The 20,248-nt window shown below is 60.4% G+C and carries 14 protein-coding genes; 11 read left to right on the top strand and 3 right to left on the bottom strand.

The features are described 5' to 3' along the window. Window positions 1–3 precede the first annotated feature (3 nt). Window positions 4–513, bottom strand: a complete 510-nt coding sequence (locus tag PR018_RS15225; protein WP_142824568.1) for a DUF1993 domain-containing protein — start codon at window positions 511–513, stop codon at window positions 4–6. A 174-nt stretch (window positions 514–687) separates the two neighbouring features. Here PR018_RS15225 and PR018_RS15220 point away from each other — a divergent pair, with 174 nt between their 5' ends. From PR018_RS15220 to PR018_RS15170, 11 genes are all read left to right on the top strand, one after another. Further along, window positions 688–1,749, top strand: coding sequence for a dipeptidase (locus PR018_RS15220; protein ID WP_142824569.1), 1,062 nt, complete (start codon window positions 688–690; stop codon window positions 1,747–1,749). Window positions 1,750–1,791: 42 nt separating this feature from the next. Next, complete coding sequence (locus PR018_RS15215) at window positions 1,792–3,438, top strand: ABC transporter substrate-binding protein (RefSeq protein ID WP_142824570.1); 1,647 nt, start codon at window positions 1,792–1,794, stop codon at window positions 3,436–3,438. An 18-nt stretch (window positions 3,439–3,456) separates the two neighbouring features. Further along, window positions 3,457–4,524, top strand: a complete 1,068-nt coding sequence (locus PR018_RS15210) for an ABC transporter permease (RefSeq protein ID WP_374113729.1) — start codon at window positions 3,457–3,459, stop codon at window positions 4,522–4,524. Then, window positions 4,521–5,456: an ABC transporter permease gene (locus PR018_RS15205; protein WP_142824571.1), complete on the top strand. Its 936-nt coding sequence runs from the start codon at window positions 4,521–4,523 to the stop codon at window positions 5,454–5,456. The genes PR018_RS15210 and PR018_RS15205 overlap by 4 nt, the downstream gene beginning before the upstream one ends. Continuing rightward, window positions 5,453–6,283: an ABC transporter ATP-binding protein gene (locus tag PR018_RS15200; protein WP_142824572.1), complete on the top strand. Its 831-nt coding sequence runs from the start codon at window positions 5,453–5,455 to the stop codon at window positions 6,281–6,283. Before PR018_RS15205 ends, PR018_RS15200 begins: the two co-directional genes overlap by 4 nt. Then, window positions 6,280–7,029: an ABC transporter ATP-binding protein gene (locus PR018_RS15195; RefSeq protein WP_142824573.1), complete on the top strand. Its 750-nt coding sequence runs from the start codon at window positions 6,280–6,282 to the stop codon at window positions 7,027–7,029. The genes PR018_RS15200 and PR018_RS15195 overlap by 4 nt, the downstream gene beginning before the upstream one ends. Before the next feature lie 151 nt (window positions 7,030–7,180). Continuing rightward, the gene (locus PR018_RS15190) at window positions 7,181–7,366 is read left to right on the top strand and encodes a hypothetical protein (RefSeq protein WP_142824574.1); all 186 of its coding nucleotides are present in this window, start codon (window positions 7,181–7,183) and stop codon (window positions 7,364–7,366) included. 137 nt (window positions 7,367–7,503) lie between these two features. After that, window positions 7,504–7,686: a hypothetical protein gene (locus PR018_RS15185; RefSeq protein WP_142824575.1), complete on the top strand. Its 183-nt coding sequence runs from the start codon at window positions 7,504–7,506 to the stop codon at window positions 7,684–7,686. Window positions 7,687–7,886: 200 nt separating this feature from the next. Then, window positions 7,887–8,585: a helix-turn-helix domain-containing protein gene (locus PR018_RS15180; RefSeq protein ID WP_224127867.1), complete on the top strand. Its 699-nt coding sequence runs from the start codon at window positions 7,887–7,889 to the stop codon at window positions 8,583–8,585. Window positions 8,586–8,993: 408 nt separating this feature from the next. Next, window positions 8,994–17,495, top strand: a complete 8,502-nt coding sequence (locus PR018_RS15175; RefSeq protein WP_142824576.1) for a glycoside hydrolase family 94 protein — start codon at window positions 8,994–8,996, stop codon at window positions 17,493–17,495. 97 nt (window positions 17,496–17,592) lie between these two features. Beyond that, entirely contained in the window at window positions 17,593–18,804 is a 1,212-nt protein-coding gene (locus tag PR018_RS15170; protein WP_142824577.1) for an OpgC family protein, read from the top strand. A gap of 3 nt (window positions 18,805–18,807) precedes the next feature. Here PR018_RS15170 and PR018_RS15165 read toward each other — a convergent pair whose 3' ends face one another. Together PR018_RS15165 and PR018_RS15160 are read right to left on the bottom strand one after the other, a co-directional pair. Then, a complete protein-coding gene (locus tag PR018_RS15165) occupies window positions 18,808–19,485 on the bottom strand; it encodes a GNAT family N-acetyltransferase (RefSeq protein ID WP_142824578.1) in 678 nt (225 codons plus the stop codon). A gap of 73 nt (window positions 19,486–19,558) precedes the next feature. Then, complete coding sequence (locus PR018_RS15160) at window positions 19,559–20,245, bottom strand: D-lyxose/D-mannose family sugar isomerase (protein ID WP_142824853.1); 687 nt, start codon at window positions 20,243–20,245, stop codon at window positions 19,559–19,561. Window positions 20,246–20,248: the final 3 nt, after the last annotated feature.

Genomic DNA, 20,248 nt, shown 5'->3' with positions numbered 1-20,248 from the left:
ACGTCAGCCTTGCGGGCCGAGATAGTCCCTCTTGCCGATGATGAGGCCCTGGTTTCGCAGGATGGCGTGAGCCATGGCGACGTGGAAATAGAAATTCGGCAACGCGAAGCTTGCGAGATAGTCGTCACCCCGGAACGTCGTGGCGACTCCTCCGGGCGATATCGTCACCTCGCGGGTCTCGCTGCCTTCGAGCGCGTCGGCAGCAACCGAGGACAGGAATGCTGTCGTCTTTTCCACGCGGGCGCGCAGTTCGGCGATGGTCGTTTCGGTGTCTTCGAAGCGTGGCGCCTCGATGCCGGAGAGGCGCGACACGGTCAGCTTGGCCGTGTCGGAAGCGCGCTGGATCTGGCCTGACAGCGGCAGCATGTCGGGTGCCAGGCGGGCCTCGACCAATGTCGCGGGATCCTTGCCCGTTTCCGTCGCGTAGGAATCTGCTTTGTCGAGATAGGTCGTGAGTGTGGCCAAGCCACGCTGAAACACCGGAATGCTCATGCGGTACATCGAAAGCGCCATGGAAATCTCCCTTGTAATGCAGCGGGCGATGGGTCGCCGTCATTGCCGCCCTTAGGTGGTGCGTTCGACGCAGGATGCCACCGCTATTTTTATTTTCTCCGGGGGATGGCGAATCCTGTCAGCCTTTTTATGCTGGCCACTTCCGATGGATCGGCAGCCTGCCCAGGATAGCATATGCAACTCGTGTTCGACGGCCATAACGATGTTCTCCTGCGACTATGGTCGCACCAGAAAAAGGGGAGCGATCCGGTCGCCGAATTCCGTGACGGAACGACGAGCGGCCATATCGATGCAGCGCGCGCAAAAGCTGGTGGCCTCGCCGGTGGACTTTGCGCCATCTACATTCCCTCCGGCGATCTCGTCTTTGCCGAACCCGACCGCAACGGTCATTACGTGACGCCGATGGCAGCTCCGCTTGAGCGCTCTCCGTCGCTGGACATCGCCCATGAGATGGCTGCGATCGCGCTGCGCCTAGATCGTGATGGCGCGTGGAAGCTTTGCAGGTCGATCAGCGATATCCGCGAGTGCATGGCGAAAGGCGTCTTTGCCGCGGTGCTGCACATGGAGGGCTGCGAGGCGATCGATGCGGATCTGGTCGCGCTGGAAACATTCCATGCCGCCGGCCTGCGCTCTCTCGGTCCGGTCTGGAGCCGCAACAATGTCTTTGCCCACGGCGTTCCTTTCGCCTTCCCCATGTCGCCGGATACCGGGCCCGGCCTGACGCAGGCAGGTTTCGCTCTGGTCCGGCGCTGCAACGAGCTCGGAATTTTGATCGATCTCGCGCACATTACCGAGAAGGGCTTCTGGGATGTGGCAAAGACCACCGACCAGCCGCTGGTCGCCAGCCATTCCAATTCACACGCACTGACGCCGGTAGCGCGCAACCTCACCGACCGTCAACTCGACGCCATCAAGGAAAGCCGCGGCATCGTCGGATTGAACTACGCAACTGCCATGCTGCGCGCCGACGGACGCTCCGACGCGGATACGCCGCTCGAGGATATGGTGCGCCATATCGATCATCTCGTGCAGCGCATGGGGATCGACTGTGTCGGCCTCGGCTCGGACTTCGATGGGGCAACCATTCCCGACGAGATAGGCGATGCCGCCGGCAACCAGAAGCTGATTGCTGCGCTCCGGAACGTTGGTTATGGTGAGGACGATCTGGTGAAATTATGCCGGGAAAACTGGCTTCGGGTCCTGGCGTCCGCCTGGGGGGAGACGAGCGGTCACTGAGGTTTCGCAGAAATAAGACTTTAAAAAACAGGGGAATAGAAAATGACCATCAGCACTATCCACCGCAACTTCCGCCTCCTTGCGGCAAGCGCTGCGTTTTCACTCGTTATGGCATCGGCGCCGGTCGCTTCCTTTGCGGCAACACCGAAGGATACGCTGGTCGAAGGCTTCGCTTTCGACGATATCATCTCGATGGACCCGGGCGAAGCTTACGAGCTTTCGACCGCCGAAATCACCGGGAATACCTATAGCCTTCTGGTCCGGCTCGACACAGCCGACACCACCAAGGTCAAGGGTGACCTGGCCGAGAGCTGGACAGTGTCCGACGACCACCTGACCTACACATTCAAGCTGAAACCGGGCCTGAAATTCGCCTCAGGCAATCCGATCACTGCCGACGACGTCGCATGGTCGTTCGAGCGCGCAGTTAAGCTCGATAAGAGCCCCGCCTTCATCCTCACACAGTTCGGCCTGACCGGCGATAACGTCGCTACCAAGGCGAAGGCTGTAGACGCGACCACGTTTACCTTCACTGTCGACAAGGCCTATGCGCCGTCCTTCGTTCTCAATTGCCTGACGTCTACCGTCGCCAATGTCGTCGACAAGAAGCTCGTGCTCGACCACGTCAAGGCCGTCACCCCGTCGGCCGACTACAAGTACGACAATGATTTCGGCAACGAGTGGCTGAAGACCGGCTATGCGGGCTCCGGCCCCTTCAAGCTGCGTGAATGGCGCGCCAACGAAGCGATCGTGCTGGAACGCAACGATAATTACTACGGTGAAAAGCCGAAGCTTGCCCGCGTCATCTATCGCTTCATGAAGGAAAGCTCCGGCCAGCGGCTGGCACTCGAGAACGGCGACATCGATGTTGCCCGCAACCTCGAGCCGGGCGATCTCGATCAACTGACCAAGGAAGGCAAGGTATCCGTGACCAATGCTCCGAAGGGCACGGTCTATTACATCAGCCTCAACCAGAAGAACCCGAACCTTGCCAAGCCAGAAGTCCAGGAAGCCTTCCGCTACCTGATCGACTATGATGCCATCGGCAAGACCCTGATCAAGGGTGTTGGCGAAATCCGCCAGACGTTCGAGCCGAAGGGCGTGCTCGGCGCGCTCGAGGAAAAGCCGTTCACGCTGGATGTTGCCAAGGCCAAGGAACTGCTGGCCAAGGCAGGCCTCAAGGATGGCTTCACGGTTACCATGGACGTGCGCAACATCGAGCCGATCACCGGCGTTGCCCAGTCGATCCAGCAGACGCTGGGACAGGCCGGCATCAAGCTCGAGATCATTCCCGGCGACGGCAAGCAGACCCTGACCAAATATCGTGCCCGCAACCACGATATCTATATCGGCAACTGGGGCATGGATTACTGGGATCCGAATTCCAACGCGGAAACCTTCACCACCAATCCGGACAATTCCGACGACGGCAAGACCAAGACGCTGGCCTGGCGCAACACGTTCGTTACTCCCGAGCTCGACAAGATCACCCGGGCTGCCCTGTTCGAGCCGGATGCCACCAAGCGCGCTGCGATGTACCAGGACGTTCAGAAGAAATTCCTGCACAACAGCCCGTTTGCGATCCTCTTCCAGCAGATTGAAGTCGCCGCTTACAAGAAGGACCTGAAGGGCTTTGCGCTCGGTCCGAGCTTCGACACCAACTTCGTCTGGCCGATATCGAAGGAGTAGTCCGGAAGGATCGGTCGCTTGAGTACAGTTGAACGCAGGATGGAGGTGCGGCCCGCGACTGGCCGCACCATGCCCATCGTCAAGGCCGTGCTACGCTTCGTCGGCATCGCCATCACCACCTATCTCGGTCTTCTGGCCGTCACCTTCTTCATCGGCCGCGTGGTGCCGATCGACCCGGTTCTCGCTATCCTCGGCGACCGGGCGCCGGCGCATGTGATCGAGCGGGTACGGCGTGAGCTTGGCCTCGATTTGCCGCTCTACGAGCAGTTCTACATTTATCTGAAGGGTGTGCTTTCTGGCGATTTCGGCACCTCGGTGCTGACGACGAACCCCGTCATGACCGATATCCGTCGCGCCTTTCCGGCCACGCTCGAATTGGCGACGCTCGGGACGATCATCGGTTCGGTGATCGGCGTGCCGCTCGGCGTGCTGGCCGCCGTGCGTCGTGGTAGCCTGATCGACCAGCTGGTGCGCGTCATCGGGCTCATCGGTTATTCCGTGCCGATCTTCTGGATGGCGCTGATTTCGCTGGTGATCTTCTACGCTAAGCTGAAATGGGTAGCCTTTCCCGGCCGTATCGATATCACCTACGAATATACGTTCACGCCGATCACAGGCCTGTTCCTGCTCGATTCCGCCTTGCAGGGCGAATGGGACGTCTTCGCTGATGTCTTCCGCCACATCATCCTGCCGGCATCCCTGCTCGGCTATTTCTCGCTGGCCTATATCAGCCGCATGACGCGCAGCTTCATGCTGAACGAGCTCGGCCAGGAATATATCGTCGCAGTGCGGGCCAAGGGCCTCTCCGAAACCCGGGTCATCTGGGCGCATGCGCTGCGCAACGCGGCCGTCCCGCTGGTGACAGTCATCGCGCTCTCCTATGCCGGCCTGCTCGAGGGGTCGGTGCTGACCGAAACCGTGTTCTCCTGGCCGGGCATCGGCTTCTACATCACAAACTCGCTGCAGAACGCCGACATGAACGCCGTGCTTGGCGGCACCATCGTCATCGGCACGGTGTTCATCGGTATCAATCTTCTGTCCGACATTCTCTACCGAACACTAGACCCAAGGACACGACGCCAATGACGGGTCCAACCTCACCAACAGCGCCACTCACCCGCCGCCAATGGCTGCTCTCCGACCGGCCGCAATCGCGGCTGCAGGCGAGGCTTGGCCGCGCCTATATCACCTGGCGGCAGTTTTCCGCCAACCATCTGGCGGTGCTCGGCCTGATAATTATCCTTGGCCTGTTGTTCATTGCCGTCTTTGCCGATGTGATCGCCACCAAGTCGCCTGTTATCGGCGATCTCGCCAATGCCCGGCTGCTGCCGCCCGGTGCCCAGGGCTATCTGCTCGGCACTGACGACCAGGGACGCGATATTTTTTCGCGGATCATGCACGGCTCGCGTCTGACATTGCTGGTGATTGTGCTTGTCGCCATCATTTCGGCACCGATAGGGCTGCTGATCGGCACGGTGTCCGGTTATGTCGGCGGCTGGCTGGATGCGGTGCTGATGCGCATCACCGATATTTTCCTCGCCTTTCCGAAGCTCGTGCTGGCGCTCGCCTTTGTCGCGGCCCTCGGCCCCGGTATCCAGAACGCCATCATCGCCATCGCCATCACCTCCTGGCCACCCTATGCCCGTATTGCCCGGGCCGAGACGATGACGGTGCGGCGCTCCGACTATATTTCAGCCGTCCGGCTGATGGGCGCCTCGCCGCTGCGGATCATTTTTCGCCATGTCATGCCGCTCTGCATCTCGTCGCTGATCGTCCGGGTGACGCTCGATATGGCTGGCATCATCCTCACCGCAGCCGGCCTCGGCTTCCTCGGTCTCGGCGCCCAGCCGCCGCTGCCTGAATGGGGCGCGATGATCGCGTCCGGCCGCCGCTTCATCCTCGACCAATGGTGGGTGGCGGCAATGCCGGGCTTTGCCATCTTGATCGTCAGTCTCGGCTTTAATCTGCTCGGCGACGGTTTGCGCGATGCCCTCGATCCGCAGGAGAGTGGCCGATGACCATGCTGACAGTCGACAATCTGAAGGTCAGCTATCCGACGCGCACCGGCGTGATCGAGGCCGTGCGCGGTGTTTCCTTCACTCTCGGCCGCGAGCGGCTCGGCATTGTCGGCGAAAGCGGCTCCGGCAAGTCGCAGACCGGCCGCGCCATCATGGGCCTCACCCAGTCGCACGGGATCGTCACCGCCGATGCTTTGAATTTCAACGGTATAGACTTGTTGAAAGCCTCGTCGAAGGAGCGGCGTGCGTTGCGCGGCAAGCGGATCGCCATGGTGTTGCAGGACCCGAAATATTCGCTCGATCCCGTCATGACGATCGGCAAGCAGGTTTGCGAGACTTTGCGCACGCATGAGCGCGTCAGCAAGGCGGAGGCCCGCGACCGGGCGCTCGCCATGCTGGAAGCAGTGCAAATCCGGGAGCCGCAACGGGTCTTCGACCTGCATCCGCACGAGGTCTCCGGCGGCATGGGGCAGCGGGTGATGATCGCCATGATGCTGATTGCCGGCCCGGAATTGCTGATCGCCGACGAACCGACCTCGGCGCTCGACGTCACAGTGCAACTCGATGTCCTTCGCATCATGGACAAGCTGGTATCCGAGCGCGGCATGGGGCTGATTTTCGTATCGCACGACCTGCGGCTGGTATCGTCGTTCTGTGATCGCGTCATCGTCATGTATGCCGGCAAGATCGTCGAGGAATTGCCGGCGTCCGAACTGCGCAATGCCCAGCATCCGTATACGCGTGGCCTGCTGAACTGCATGCCCGTCATCGGCGAGGATCGCCATCCGTTGCCGGTGCTCGAGCGCAAGCCGGAGTGGGCCCTATGAACACCACCCTGTCGATCAACAATCTCAGCGTCATCTATGACGGCTACTACGCGCTGAACGCCGTCAGCATCTCCGTCGACAAAGGCCAGTCCTTCGGGCTGGTGGGCGAATCCGGCTCCGGAAAATCGACGCTTCTGCGCGCCGTTGCGGGTCTGGCACCGGTCAGCGAAGGCACGATCCGCATCGAAGGCGAAACGCTGAAGGGCGCAAAGCGCAGCAAGAGCTTCTACCGCGAGGTGCAGATGGTGTTTCAGGATCCATACGGGTCGCTACATCCGCGCCAGACGATCGACCGGCTGCTGCTTGAGCCCCTGCTGATCCACGGGATAGACGATGGCGAACGGCGCATTACCCGGGCGCTGGACGAAGTCGGTCTCGGTGCCGGATTTCGCTTCCGCTATCCGCACCAGCTTTCCGGCGGCCAACGGCAGCGGGTGGCGATTGCAAGGGCCCTGATCGTCGAGCCGTCGATTTTGCTGCTGGATGAGCCGACCTCGGCACTCGATGCTTCCGTGCAGGCGGAGGTGCTCAATCTTCTCGAGCAGATCCGGCGCGATCGCAATCTGACCTTCGTGATGGTCAGCCACGATCTCGGCGTCGTCACCCACATGTGCGACCGGCTTGCCGTCATGCAGAACGGCTCCGTGGTGGAGCGGCTTGCCTCGGTCGATCTAGCTGCCGGCCGCGTCTCGGAAGAGTACACACGCAATCTCATGGTCGCCAGCAAGGGTTTTGCCCGCGCTTAAGTCTATGTTTTAAAGTGTATATTTTTAGGTTATGGTTAACGATTGGTTTAAACACGACCAACGCCATAGACTATTGACAGCTGCCGCATTTCTGTCATGATCTCGTTAACGGCGGTTAACTTTCGTGATCGCCAAGGTCTGGAGGTGCAGTATGTTTTTCATGGGTGGCATGACCCTTGGTTACCTTCACCCGCCCGTCCGGGCAAAGCGCATCGAAGCCGGTGCTTCCGTGGCTGACGAGGAAACCGCTGTCACACAGCGCCAGCAGTTGGCGCCGACAGTCGTCGACGGAGCCATTGAGCGGACCCTGCTCTGGGCTCGTCGCATTCTTTGCTAATTCTCTGTTTTGACCCTCGTGAAGATTAATTTTTTCACTCCGGGGCAGAGGGCGGAAATCCATCTCTCCCAATGCGACGATCAATCCCCGATAACAGCTGCTCGCGCTTGAGCGCAACTTTCTAACGGAGGCAGCATATGGCAAATATAGGCCTGTCGAATGCGTCTGTAGACGAGCTTGGTCCGTCTTCCGAGCGACGCCGGCTTGCGGTCACGGCCGGTATCTCCAAACGGCGCCGGTGGGAGACAGTCCTGCATGTGGTGCTTTTTGCTGCCGCGTTCGCGTTTGTTGCTGCCATGGTGTGCGGCGTCGGGACCTGATCGTTTTCCACGCGGATTGCGGTCCTGTCGTCTATGCAAGACGGATTTGATTTCGACATTCAATACGATTGAAAACGGCGGCCACATCGGCCGCCGTTTTGTTGTTAAGTCCATGCCGACTCAGAAATTCTGACTATGCCCGATAGCAAGCATTTGCCGAAACAAGTAAGCTTGGATGTCGAGCAGCATGGGATATTCGGATGGAAAACAACAAAGCGACGCGCAAGAGCGTCGAGGCGACCGTAACGTCGAGTAAAACAATCCCAGCCAAGCCGATCCTGAAGCAGGATCCGCATTCCCTGCGCGACCCCAAGGAAAATAATCTCGAAGTGGCCATCGGCCGCGAGGTCCGTGCTTTCCGCAAAACCCTCGGCATTACCGGCGCCGATCTGGCTTCCGCCACCGGCATCTCGCTCGGCATGCTGTCGAAGATCGAAAACGGCAACACCTCGCCGTCACTGACGACACTCCAGTCGCTGGCCGCCGCATTGGGCGTTCCCGTCACCGCCTTTTTCCGCCGGTTTGAAGAGGTGCGCAATGCGGTTTTCGTCAAGGCAGGGGAGGGGCTGGAGATCGAACGGCGCGGCACGCGTGCCGGGCACCAGTACAACCTGCTCGGCCATATCGGCAACAGTGCCAGCGGCCTGCAGGTCGAGCCGTACCTCATCACCTTGACCGCTGATTCAGATGTCTTTCCGGCCTTCCAGCACGACGGCCTGGAACTCATCTACATGCTCGAGGGTGAGGTGAAGTACCGCCATGGCGACAAGCTCTATACGATGCTGCCGGGCGACAGCCTGTTCTTCGATGCCGACGCGCCGCACGGTCCAGAGGTTCTGATCACCCTGCCGATCCGCTTTCTGTCAATTATTTCCTATCCCGAGAGGAGCGGTGTATAAGGCCCCGGCTGCCGTCATGCACAATCTCTGGCCTCAGTTCAGTTTAAGTTCATCTTTGCCGGCCTATGGGAGTAGGCACGTCTCACGCTGGCTTCCAGCCGGCGAGATTCGCGGTGCAATTTGGGGAATGTATGATGAATTTGATCGCCTTGATGTAATCTTGCCGCCGCGCTCACTTGATTTATATTGAGTGCTTCCAAGGTTTCATGGAGCGGGTGAACCACGGCGCGATGCCGTCGGCTCATGAGGTCCGTGAAAATCTCCGCCGAATTTGGTCATGCAGCGGTAAAGTTGCCATTTGCAAATACCTGGCGCCTGGTGGGCTCCGGGATTTGAACTCAGAATGGTGATCGCGCTTATGGCTCTGTCGGCGAATGCTCTTTACTCCGTTTGGATCCAGACCGCCCCATGTCAGCTGAAATTTCCCCGACCCCTTCGCCGCGCGCTCCTGAAGCCAAGCTTGTCGATCTCAACGATTCGATACGCGCAAGCTTCCTGTCCAACGACCAGCTGAGGGAGTGCGGGGAGGCCTTCGCACGTGACGGCGCCGATACGCTGCCGAATTTCAAGCCATTCGAATTCTTCGCCCGCCATCGTGAAAACGAAACGGAAATCCTGCGCGTCTATCGCGCGGCCGCAGCGGATGTCGAGGCAGGCCAGTCCATCACGCCGGCGGCCGAATGGCTCTTGGACAATCACTACATTGTCGAAGAAGCAATCCAGGAAGTTCGGCGGGATTTTCCGAAGAAATTCTATCGCCAGCTGCCGACTATGACCATTCAGGGCATGGTCATGCCACGTGCGCTCGCCGTGGCCTGGCTCTATGTCGCTCATACCCACAGCCAGATCTCCTACAAGGGCTTGATGGCCATCGTCGACGGTTTCCAGGAGCACGAGATCTTCAAGATCGGCGAGCTCTGGGCGTTACCGTCGCTGGTGCGTTACGTGCTGGTCGACAATCTGCGTCGCATCTCGATCCGTGTCGAGCACAGCCGCCGCATGCGCGGCAAGGCGAACGAGGCCGCTGACGAACTGATCCGGCTCGCCGAGCCTGCAAAATGCGCAGAATATCTGAAATCGCTGGAGCCGCTGACGAAGGATAATACCTTTGCGACGCAGTTCCTCTATCGCCTGCGCGACGGATCGCAGACATCGAGCCTCGCCATCGACTGGCTCGAGCAGCGGATGGCGGCAGCCGGTACCGATTCCGAAGAAGTCATGATGGCCGAGCACACGCGGCTTGCCGCCGGCAATGCCACCATGGGGCATATCATCCGCAGCCTGCGCGAAATCGATGACACAGAATGGTCTGTCTGGGTCGAGGAGGTCAGCCAGGTCGACAAGCTGCTCTGGACAGAGACCGATTATGGCGCCCTCGATGCCGGGTCGCGCAACAAATACCGCAAGCAGATCGAAAAGCTCGCGCGCCGGTCTGACAAGACCGAAATCGAAATCGCCCAGATTGCCATCGACATGACGGCTGCGGCCAAGGCGTCTGCCGAGCCCCAGTCTCACGAACCGAACGTCGGCGGCTTCCTCGTCGGCACACAGCGCATGAAGCTGGAAGAGGCTATCCACTACAAGCCACTGCCGGTGCAGCATTTTGTCCGCCAAGTCCGCAGACTTCGCTGGTTTGCGATCGCCGGCCCGGTCGTGCTGCTGACCATTCTTGCCATGGCCATTGTCGGCACCTTCATGGTGCGCGCCGGCATGGGTGCGGCCGAGACCATCGTCCTGCTGCTGATGTTCTCGCTGCCTGCCTCCGAAGGCGCCACGGGGCTCTTCAACACCCTCATCACCCTTTTCGTGACGCCAGTTCGGCTTGTCGGATACGAATTCAAGGAGGGCATTCCCGAAGACGCCCGCACCCTGGTCGTCGTCCCGACGCTGATCTCCAATCGCGACAGCGTCGACGAACTGGTGCGCAATCTCGAGGTCCACTATCTCGCCAACCCGCGCGGCGAAATCTACTTCGCGCTGCTCAGCGACTGGCCGGACAGCAAGGTCGAGGAGACGCCGGCCGATCTGGAAGTACTGGATTATGCGCGCCGCGAAATCGGCAACCTGTCACAGCGCTACAATTTCGACGGCAAGACTCGGTTCTACCTGCTGCACCGTCGTCGCCTCTACAATCCTGCCGAAGACGTCTGGATGGGCTGGGAGCGCAAGCGCGGCAAACTGCACGAGTTGAACCTGCTGCTGCGCGGTGACCGCGACACGACATTCCTTCCTGGCGCCAATGTCATCCCGAAGGACATCCAGTATGTCATGACGCTGGATTCCGACACGCGCCTGATGCGCGATACCGTGACAAAGCTCGTCGGCAAGCTCTACCATCCGATCAACCGGCCGGTGGTCGATCCGGAAACCAAGCGCGTCATCAGCGGCTACGGTGTCCTGCAGCCGCGCGTCACGCCGTCACTGACGACGGGCAAGGACGCGTCCGTCTTCCAGCGCGTCTTTTCGATCAATCGCGGCCTCGACCCCTACGTCTTCACCGTTTCCGACGTCTACCAGGATCTGGCTGGCGAAGGCACGTTCACGGGCAAGGGCCTCTATCACGTCGACGCCTTCGAAAATGCCCTGCGCGGCAAGATCGACGAGAACTCCGTTCTCAGCCACGATCTGCTTGAAGGCTCGATGGCGCGCTGCGCTCTCGTCACCGACTGCGAACTCGTCGAAGACTTCCCGATCCGCTATGAGGTCGAGGTTTCGCGTCAGCACCGCTGGGCGCGTGGCGACTGGCAGCTGCTGCCGTACATCTTCAATCCCTCGCGCGGCATTACCGGCCTCGGACGCTGGAAGATGTTCGACAACCTGCGCCGCTCGCTGACGCCGATCGCGTGGTTCTTCGCGTCCGTGCTAGGCTGGTATCTGATGGCGCCGTTCTCGGCGCTGATCTGGCAGATCGTGCTGATCTTCTGCCTCTTCGTCGCCCCGACGCTCGGCCTTATCAACGGCATCATCCCTCGCACCAGCGATATCGTCGCCCGCGCTCACCTCTATACCGTCTGGACCGATATCCGCGATGCCAATGCCCAAGTGGCGTTGCGTATCGTGTTCCTGGCGGATTCCGCCTGCGGCATGGCAGACGCCATTGGCCGGTCCATCTACCGCACCTTCGTCAGCCGCAAGCTCATGCTGCAGTGGCGTACGGCTGCAAGCGCCCAGGCCGCGGCCCAGACGACTATTCTTGGCCATTACAAGGTCATGTGGCAGGCGCCGGTTCTGGCGGTGCTAGCCCTAGGGCTTGCCGCACTCAGCGGCAGCAACGCCTATCTGGTCGGCATTCCCTTTGTCGTCCTCTGGGTCCTGTCGCCGGCAGTTGCCTATTATGTTAGCCAGTCGGCGGAAACCGAAGACCAGCTGCATGTCTCCGAGCATGTGTCGACCGAGTTGCGCAAGATTGCCCGCCGCACATGGCGCTATTTCGAAGCCTTCGTCGTCGAGCAGCAGAACTTCTTGCCGCCGGACAACATCCAGCAGACGCCGCACGCCGTGGTCGCCCCGCGGACGTCGCCGACCAATATCGGCGTCTATCTCCTGTCGGTCGTGTCAGCCCGTCATTTCGGCTGGCTGTCGTTCGAGGAGACAATCACCCGTCTCGAGCAGACGATCGCCACCGTCGATCGGATGGAAAAATACCGCGGTCACCTGCTCAACTGGTATCATACGGACACGTTGAAGACGCTCGGGCCGCGCTATGTCTCGGCCGTGGACAGCGGTAACCTTGCCGGACACCTGATCGCCGTTTCCTCGGCATGCCGTATTTGGGCAGAAGCACCGTCGGCGCATATGCAGGGCAATCTCGATGGCGTCGGCGATGTCTCCGGCGTTCTCCAGGAAATCCTTGCGGACCTTCCCGACGACCGCAAGACCGTGCGTCCTCTGCGCCGCCGTCTCGAAGAGCGCATCATCGGTTTTCAGAACGCTCTTGCTGCGGTCAAGCGCGAGCACGAGTTTGCCTCGATCCGCGTCATCAACCTTGCCGTGCTCGCGCGCGACATCAAGAAGCTCGCGGCCAATCTCGATCACGAGGTCAAGTCGCCGCAGAGTGCCGAAGTCATTCGCTGGTCGGAATCGCTGATCCAGGTCTGCGAAGCCCATATTGCCGACAGCGTCTTCGACCTCTCCAATGTCGAGGCACTGCGCCAGCGGCTGATCGACCTGCGCGATCGCACCCGCGATATCGCCTTCTCGATGGATTTTGCCTTCCTTTTCCGCCCGGAACGGCGCCTGCTGTCGATTGGCTACCGTGTCGAAAGCGGTGAGCTCGATGCTGCCTGCTACGATCTGCTGGCTTCGGAAGCCCGCCTTACCAGCCTCTTTGCCATCGCCAAGGGCGACCTGCCGACGGAGCACTGGTATCGTCTCGGCCGTCAGGTCGTGCCGGTCGGCTCGCGTGGTGCGCTGGTGTCGTGGTCGGGCTCGATGTTCGAATACCTGATGCCGCCGCTGGTCATGCAGGAGCGCCAAGGGGGTATTCTCAACCAGACGAACAACCTGATCGTCATCGAGCAGATGAACTACGGCCGTCGCCTCGGCGTGCCGTGGGGTATCTCGGAAGCGGCTTTCAACGCCCGCGACCATCAGATGAACTATCAGTACACCAACTTCGGCGTGCCCTCGCTCGGCCTGAAGCGTGGTCTCGGACAGAATGCCGTCATCGCGCCCTATGCCTCGTTGCTGGCCGCCATGTACGATCCGGAGGCAGCGCTCGAAAACCTCAACCGACTGCGCAAGGTCGGCGCTCTCGGCATGTACGGCTTCCACGATGCCGTCGATTTTACGCCCACCCGCGTCCCGGACGGCAAGAAGTTCGCGATCGTCTACAATTATTATGCCCACCATCATGGCATGTCGATCGCAGCCGTCGCCAACGTTGCCTTCAACGGCAGGCTTCGCGAGCTGTTCCACGCCGATCCAGTGATCGAGGCCGCCGAACTGCTGCTTCAGGAAAAGGCACCGCGCGATATCCCGGTCATGGCCGCCAAGCACGAGACCGATGCTCCGGCCAACATCCAGGAGGACCTGCTGAAGGCGGAAGTCCGCAAGATCAGCAATCCTGCGCGCCAGGACCGCGAGATCGCCCTTCTGTCGAACGGCCACTATTCCGTCATGCTGACCGCGACAGGTTCAGGCTACTCGCGCTGGAACGGTCTTGCCGTTTCTCGCTGGAAGCCCGATCCGACGGAGGATCGCTGGGGCACTTTCATCTTCCTGCGCGATACGGTCTCCCACCAGTGGTGGTCGGCGACATCTGAGCCGCGCAGCATCGAGGGCGAGAAGGCCAGCGTCATCTTCAGCGACGACAAGGCCGAGTACAGCAAGACGGTTGGGGAGCTGACCTCCGACGTCGAGTGCATCATCGCCACCGACCACGATGCCGAAGGTCGGCGTGTCACTCTGCACAATGCCGGCTCTGAAGATCGCTTCATCGAAGTGACGTCCTATCTCGAGCCCGTCATCGCTAACGAGGATGTCGACGCAGCCCATCCGGTCTTTGCCCGGATGTTCGTCAAAACCGAAATCGGTGAACTTGGCGATGTCATCCGTGTCGAGCGTAACAAGCGCGATCCTAACGAACCGGATATGACGATGGCCCACATGGTCGTCGACAATGCTGGCTCCGAACGACCGACCGAGTTCGAAACCGATCGCCGTCGCTTCATCGGACGCGGCCGCAGCCTTGGGGAGGCTGCCGCCTTCGACCCTGGCATAAGCCTCTCCGGCACCGATGGATTTACGCTCGACGCCTGCCTTTCGCTGCGCCGTGTCATCCGCGTTCCGGCCGGCAAGAAGGTCAGCGTCATCTTCTGGACGATCGCTGCCCCGAACCGCGAAGATATCGACAGGGCTGTCGAGCGCTTCCGCAATCCCGATGCATTCGGTCAGGAAATGGTTCATGCCTGGACCCGGACACAGGTTCAGATGCGCCAGATCGGCGTGACTTCGCAACATGCGAAGATATTCCAGCATCTGGCCCGTTATCTGGTTTATCCTGATATGCACCTGAGGGCCGAAGCAGCCGTGGTCCACGCAGGGCTGCAGCCGCAGTCGGCGCTGTGGCCGCTGGCGATCTCCGGCGATCACCCGATCTTCACGCTGCGCATCAATGACGATATCGATCTCGAAATCGCCAAGGAAGCGCTGAGTGCCCAGGAATACCTGCGTTCGCGCGGCATCACCGCCGATCTGGTGATCATGAACGAGCGGGCTGCGTCCTATGCGCAGGACATGCAGCACGATCTGGATGCGCTTTGCGAATCCGTCCGCCATTCGAGCCAGGGCGAAGGCTTGCGCCCGCATATCTTTGCAGCGCGCAAGGACCTGATGGAGCCTGAAACCTACCAGGCAGTGCTGGCGGCATCGCGCGTCGTCTTCCATGCCCGCAACGGGACGATCGTCGACCAGATCACCCGTGCGCCTTCGCTTGCGACATCGACGCATACAAGTGAACCCGAAATGCGGCGTACCACCGTGGTTGCCACGACGACGCAGCCAGTTTCGGCGCCGGCTTCGATGGTAGACAAGGGCGATCTAGACTTCTGGAACGGCTATGGCGGCTTCTCCAGCGACGGCCGCGAATATGTCGTGCGCCTGTTCGGTGGCCAGTCGACGCCGCAGCCGTGGATCAACGTCATATCCAACGAGAATTTCGGCTTCCATGTCGCGGCCGAAGGTGCTGCCTTCACATGGAGCGCGAACTCTCGCGACTACCAGCTGACCTCCTGGTCCAACGACATGGTCATCAACCGTCCGGGCGAGGCGCTCTATGTCGCCGATCTCGTCAGCGGTGCTGTCATGACGCCCTATGCGGCCCTGTCGCGCCGTCCATCCGCTGCATTCGAAGCCCGTCACGGCCTTGGCTATTCGGTCTTCACCAGCGTGCAGGACGAAATCTCGCTCGAAGTCACCCAGACGGTTGACCGGACGCGTCCTGTCAAGATGACACGCCTGCGGCTGCGCAACGAGGGCACGGCGGTTCGCCGCCTGCGTCTCTACAATTATGCAGAATGGGTTCTCGGCAACAATCCGCGCAAGACGGGGCCGTTCATCCTGTCGTCGCAGGATTCCGAGACCGGAGCGTTGTTTGCGAGCAACCCCTACAGCATCGACTATTCGCGTCATGTTGCCTTCATGGCGGCCAGCGAAACGGTGGGTAGCATCTCCTCCAGCCGCCGTGAGTTCATCGGTCGGGCCGGTTCGATCCAGCTGCCGCAGGCTGTCGTCTCTGGTGCCGTCCTATCCGGCTCACTCGATCTCGAGGGCGACCCGTGCGCCGCGATGGCCATCGACGTGACGCTGGAGGCTGGCGAACAGCGGGATGTCTGCTTCTACATGGGCGATACTGCGTCCACTGAAGAGGCTCGCACTCTCGTGTCGGCAATCCGGTCGGAGAGCTTCGACGACCTGCTCGAGGCCAGCAAGACCTTCTGGAACGGCTTCACAGGTCGGCTGCAGATCTCGACGCCTGACAAGGCGATGAACAACATGGTCAATGCATGGCTCCCCTATCAGAGCCTCGGCTGCCGCATCATGGCACGCACCGCTTTCTATCAGGCGAGCGGCGCCTTCGGCTTCCGCGACCAGTTGCAGGATACGCTGGCGTTCCTGACGCATTCGCCGGAGCTTGCCCGTAAGCAGATCCTTAATGCCGCCTCGCGCCAGTTCCACGAAGGCGATGTCCAGCATTGGTGGCTGCCGGGAACAGGTGCCGGCGTCCGGACGCATATCTCGGACGACGTGGTCTGGCTCGCCTACGCGATCAACCAGTACTGCACCGTGACCGGCGACCGGGCACTGCTCGACGAAGAACTTGCCTTCGTAGAGGGCGCCTCCCTGACATCGGGGATGCACGATGCCTTCTACAAGCCGGAGGTTTCTTCGGACAAGGTCAGCCTCTACGAACATGCGGCGCTGGCCCTCGACCTTGCTATCCGTCGCAAGGGCGGAAACGGCTTGCCGCTGATCCTCGGTGGCGACTGGAACGACGGCATGAACCGCGTCGGCATGCTCGGCCGTGGTGAAAGCACGTGGCTCGGCTGGTTCCTGGCGGGTACGCTGACATCCTTCATCCCTTACGCCGAAGCCCGTGGCGACAGCGAGCGGGTTGCACGCTGGTCGGCCCATCTGCCGGAACTGAAGAAGGCGTTGGAAACGGCAGGCTGGGATGGCGGTTACTATCGTCGTGGCTATTTCGATGACGGCACACCGCTCGGTTCGAACGAGAACTTCGAATGCCAGATCGATTCGATTGCCCAATCCTGGAACATCCTGTCCGGCGAAGGCGACCGGGCTCGTGGTGAAAAAGCCATGGATGCCGTTCTTGAGCGGCTGGTGGATGACGACAAGGGCATTATCCGGCTGTTTACACCGGCATTCGCCAAGTCGCCACGCGACCCCGGCTACATCCGGTCCTATCCGCCGGGCGTTCGCGAAAACGGCGGGCAGTATACCCATGCCGCGACGTGGGTTGTCCTGGCGCTGGCTGAAATGGGTCGTGGTGACGATGCGTGGCGTTGCTTCAACCTGCTCAATCCCGTCAACCACGCGCTGGACAAGGCTGCGAGCGACCAATACCGGGTCGAACCCTACGTGGTTGCTGCCGATATCTACGGCGAAGGACAACTGGCCGGACGTGGCGGCTGGAGCTGGTACACCGGCTCTGCGGGCTGGATGTACCGTGTCGCCATCGAAGGTTTGCTGGGGATCCGTGTCGCCAATGGTCACCTTTACGTGAAGCCCGCCTTGCCCTCGGCATGGGACGGCTTTACGGCTGAACTTGATCTTTCAGACACAAAATATCGCATTTCGGTCTCAAAACCGTCCAATGCGGAAGGCTACCTTGTCACTATCAACGGCACGGAGATCGCCAATCCCGACGAAGGATTCGCGATCGGCCAATAGTCACTCTTTTTTGAACCGACTCGAATTGACGCAGGCGGCCAAAAGGGGGAACCCTTTGGCCGCCTTCGCGTTTCAAGCCCGAACAGGAGAGAACCTGATGGCTCCCAATCTCAGGACAAATCCGTTGTCGACGGGAAAAACAGGCCCACAAGCGGGTGCCGGAGGGCGCGATACCAGACTCGACGTGCTGCGAGCGCTGGCGTTGATCGCAATCTTCATCAATCATGTACCAGGACAGATCTTCGAAAATCTGACGACCAAGAATTTTGGTTTCTCTGATTCGGCTGAGGCTTTTGTTCTGATTTCGGGTATCTCTATAGCGCTTGCCTACGGCGGGCGCTTCGTCGTGGGCAACAGGCTGGCGGCTTCCTACAAGGCTATTAGGCGGGCTGGAACGCTGTACATGGCCCACATGATCACAACGTTCATGACCATTGGCCTGTTCATCACCGGAGCCTGGCTGTTCAGCCGCCCCGGCCTTCTGTGCGAGATCAACATCCTGCCTGTACTGACCAACCTCACGGCAGGTATTCCATCGCTTCTGCTGCTGGGTCACCAGATCGGATATAACAACATCCTGCCCATGTACGGCGCATTGCTGTTGATGGTGCCTGCGATCCTCTGGCTCGAGGCGCTCAGCCCGAAGCTGTTGTTGCTGATTTCGGCAACCGTCTGGATGGCAGCCGGCGTCTACCAGATCGCGCCTCACAACTTCCTGCTTCCAGGCTTCTGGTTCCTTAATCCGCTGTCCTGGCAGTTCCTGTTCGTCATCGGCGTTGTCTGCATGATGCACGTTCGTCGCGGCGGAAAGCTGCCGCAGCATCCGGCGCTGTTTGGCCTCGCCGCCGGCTATGTCGCGCTGTCCTTCGTCTGGGTGACCTTCAAGCTCTGGGTTTTGGGCGAGTTCCTGGCCTCAACAGGACTGCCGCCGGTCATCATCGGCTTCGACAAGACATTCCTGTCGCTGCCGCGACTGCTGCATGTGCTGGCCTTGGCTTATCTGGTGATCAACATCCCCGCCATCTCGCGCTGGCTGCGTTTGTCTTCAGACAATCCTTTGACCGTGCTTGGCCGCCACTCGCTGAACATCTTTGCGGCCGGCACGATCCTGGCGATGACTGGTCAGGTGCTGCTTTATGTTACCAACAACGACCATGTCGTCGGCCCGCTGTTCGTCGTGTTCGGCATCGTCGTACAGTTTTATTATGCCGACCATCTGGAGACCAAGCGTCTCGCAGAGCGGAATCGGTCGCGGGGCATCACTCCCGCTGTAGCGATGGCTCTTCCAGCGAGGCGCGATCCGCGCTGATAATCAGCCGGCTCGAAACTCCTCGAGCTGGCGTTTTTGTTTTCCAGCCGCGTCGAAATTATCTGGGTCGAGCCAGGCTATGTAGGCCTTGCGCAATGCCGGCCATTCCTTATCGATGATTGAATACCAGGCCGTGTCGCGGTTCTCGCCCTTCACCACCAGATGCTGGCGAAAAATGCCCTCGAACTGAAAGCCAAATCGCTCGGCGGCGCGCTTTGAGGGGTCGTTGCGGTTGTTGCACTTCCACTCGTAGCGGCGGTAGCCGAGCGCGTCGAAGATATAGCTGGCAAACAGGAAGAACGCCTCGGTGGCTGCCGGCTTGCGGGAGACGAGCGGGCCCCAGTAGATATTGCCGATCTCGATCACTCCGGGTGCCGGTTCGATCCGCATCAAGGCCTGGCGCCCGGCGACTTTGCCGCTTACCTCGTCGATCAATGTGAAAAAGAGTGGATCATTGCTTGTTTCGGCATTGTCGAGCCATGGCTGGAAGGCCGCCCGGTTTTCCGGAGGATAATCCGGCAACCATGCAAACCGGCTGTCGATGTCTGATACCGCTGAGGCCTCGTACAGGCCATCGCCATGCTTCGCGGCATTGAGGGGCTCCAGGCGGACATAGCGGCCCTGGAGGATCTTGCGCTCCGGACGCGGGCGTGGCTGCCAGTTTTGTAAATTCTCGGACATGTAGCGCCTCCATGGTTGAGCTTGCGATTTCAACGATCGATAGCCTTTGCCATCCTACAAATCAATTTCGCCGTTAGCGTAGCCATGTCGCATAGTCGGAAACGAGCAGATGCAGCGGCGCCTCGTCCTCTTCTATGCCGGAAAAGCGCGACACGGCGGGATCATCGAAGATGTTATCCGTGGCATCGTCGTTGACAGTCGAGACTTCGGCGAAGAAGACATCACCGTCTTCAGCCCAGAAGGCATGCCAGTCACCAGGCATCAGCGTCACGCTCTCGCCGGGCGCAAGCCTTAGCTTTTCGCCGGCGGCAAGCGTCCGTAACAGGCCATCGCAGAAAACCTGCGTGCCCTTGGTGCGGTCGCAGTGCCCGTCGGTATCGCCGAACAGTTCGATCACCAGGGTGCCGCCACCGCGATTGATAATGTCCTCGGCCTTCAGCACATGGGTGTGGCTCGGTGTCACCTGGCCGTTGCGGGAAATCATCGCCTTCTCGGCGTAGAGCATCCCGCGTCCCTTCTGCAGATCCGCAAACCTGCCATTGCGGGCGGTGAACAGGAAGAGACCGGATCTGGAGAAATCCCCAAGCCCGAAGTCGGTGATATCCCAACCGAGGTTCGCATCGACGATATTGCCGATCTCGGCCTTGCGCGCCTGCATCTCGCTTGGCGACCACTTTGCAAAGGGCGGCAGGATGTACCCGAACGAGCGCATGAACGCCTCGGCATCGCGGATGATCCTGTTGATTTCGCTGCGTTTCATCGA

Source organism: Rhizobium rhododendri, from assembly GCF_007000325.2.
Classification (GTDB): Bacteria; Pseudomonadota; Alphaproteobacteria; order Rhizobiales; family Rhizobiaceae; genus Rhizobium; species Rhizobium rhododendri.
Note: the sequence above shows the minus strand (reverse complement) of the source record. Positions and strands in the feature narration are given on the sequence as shown.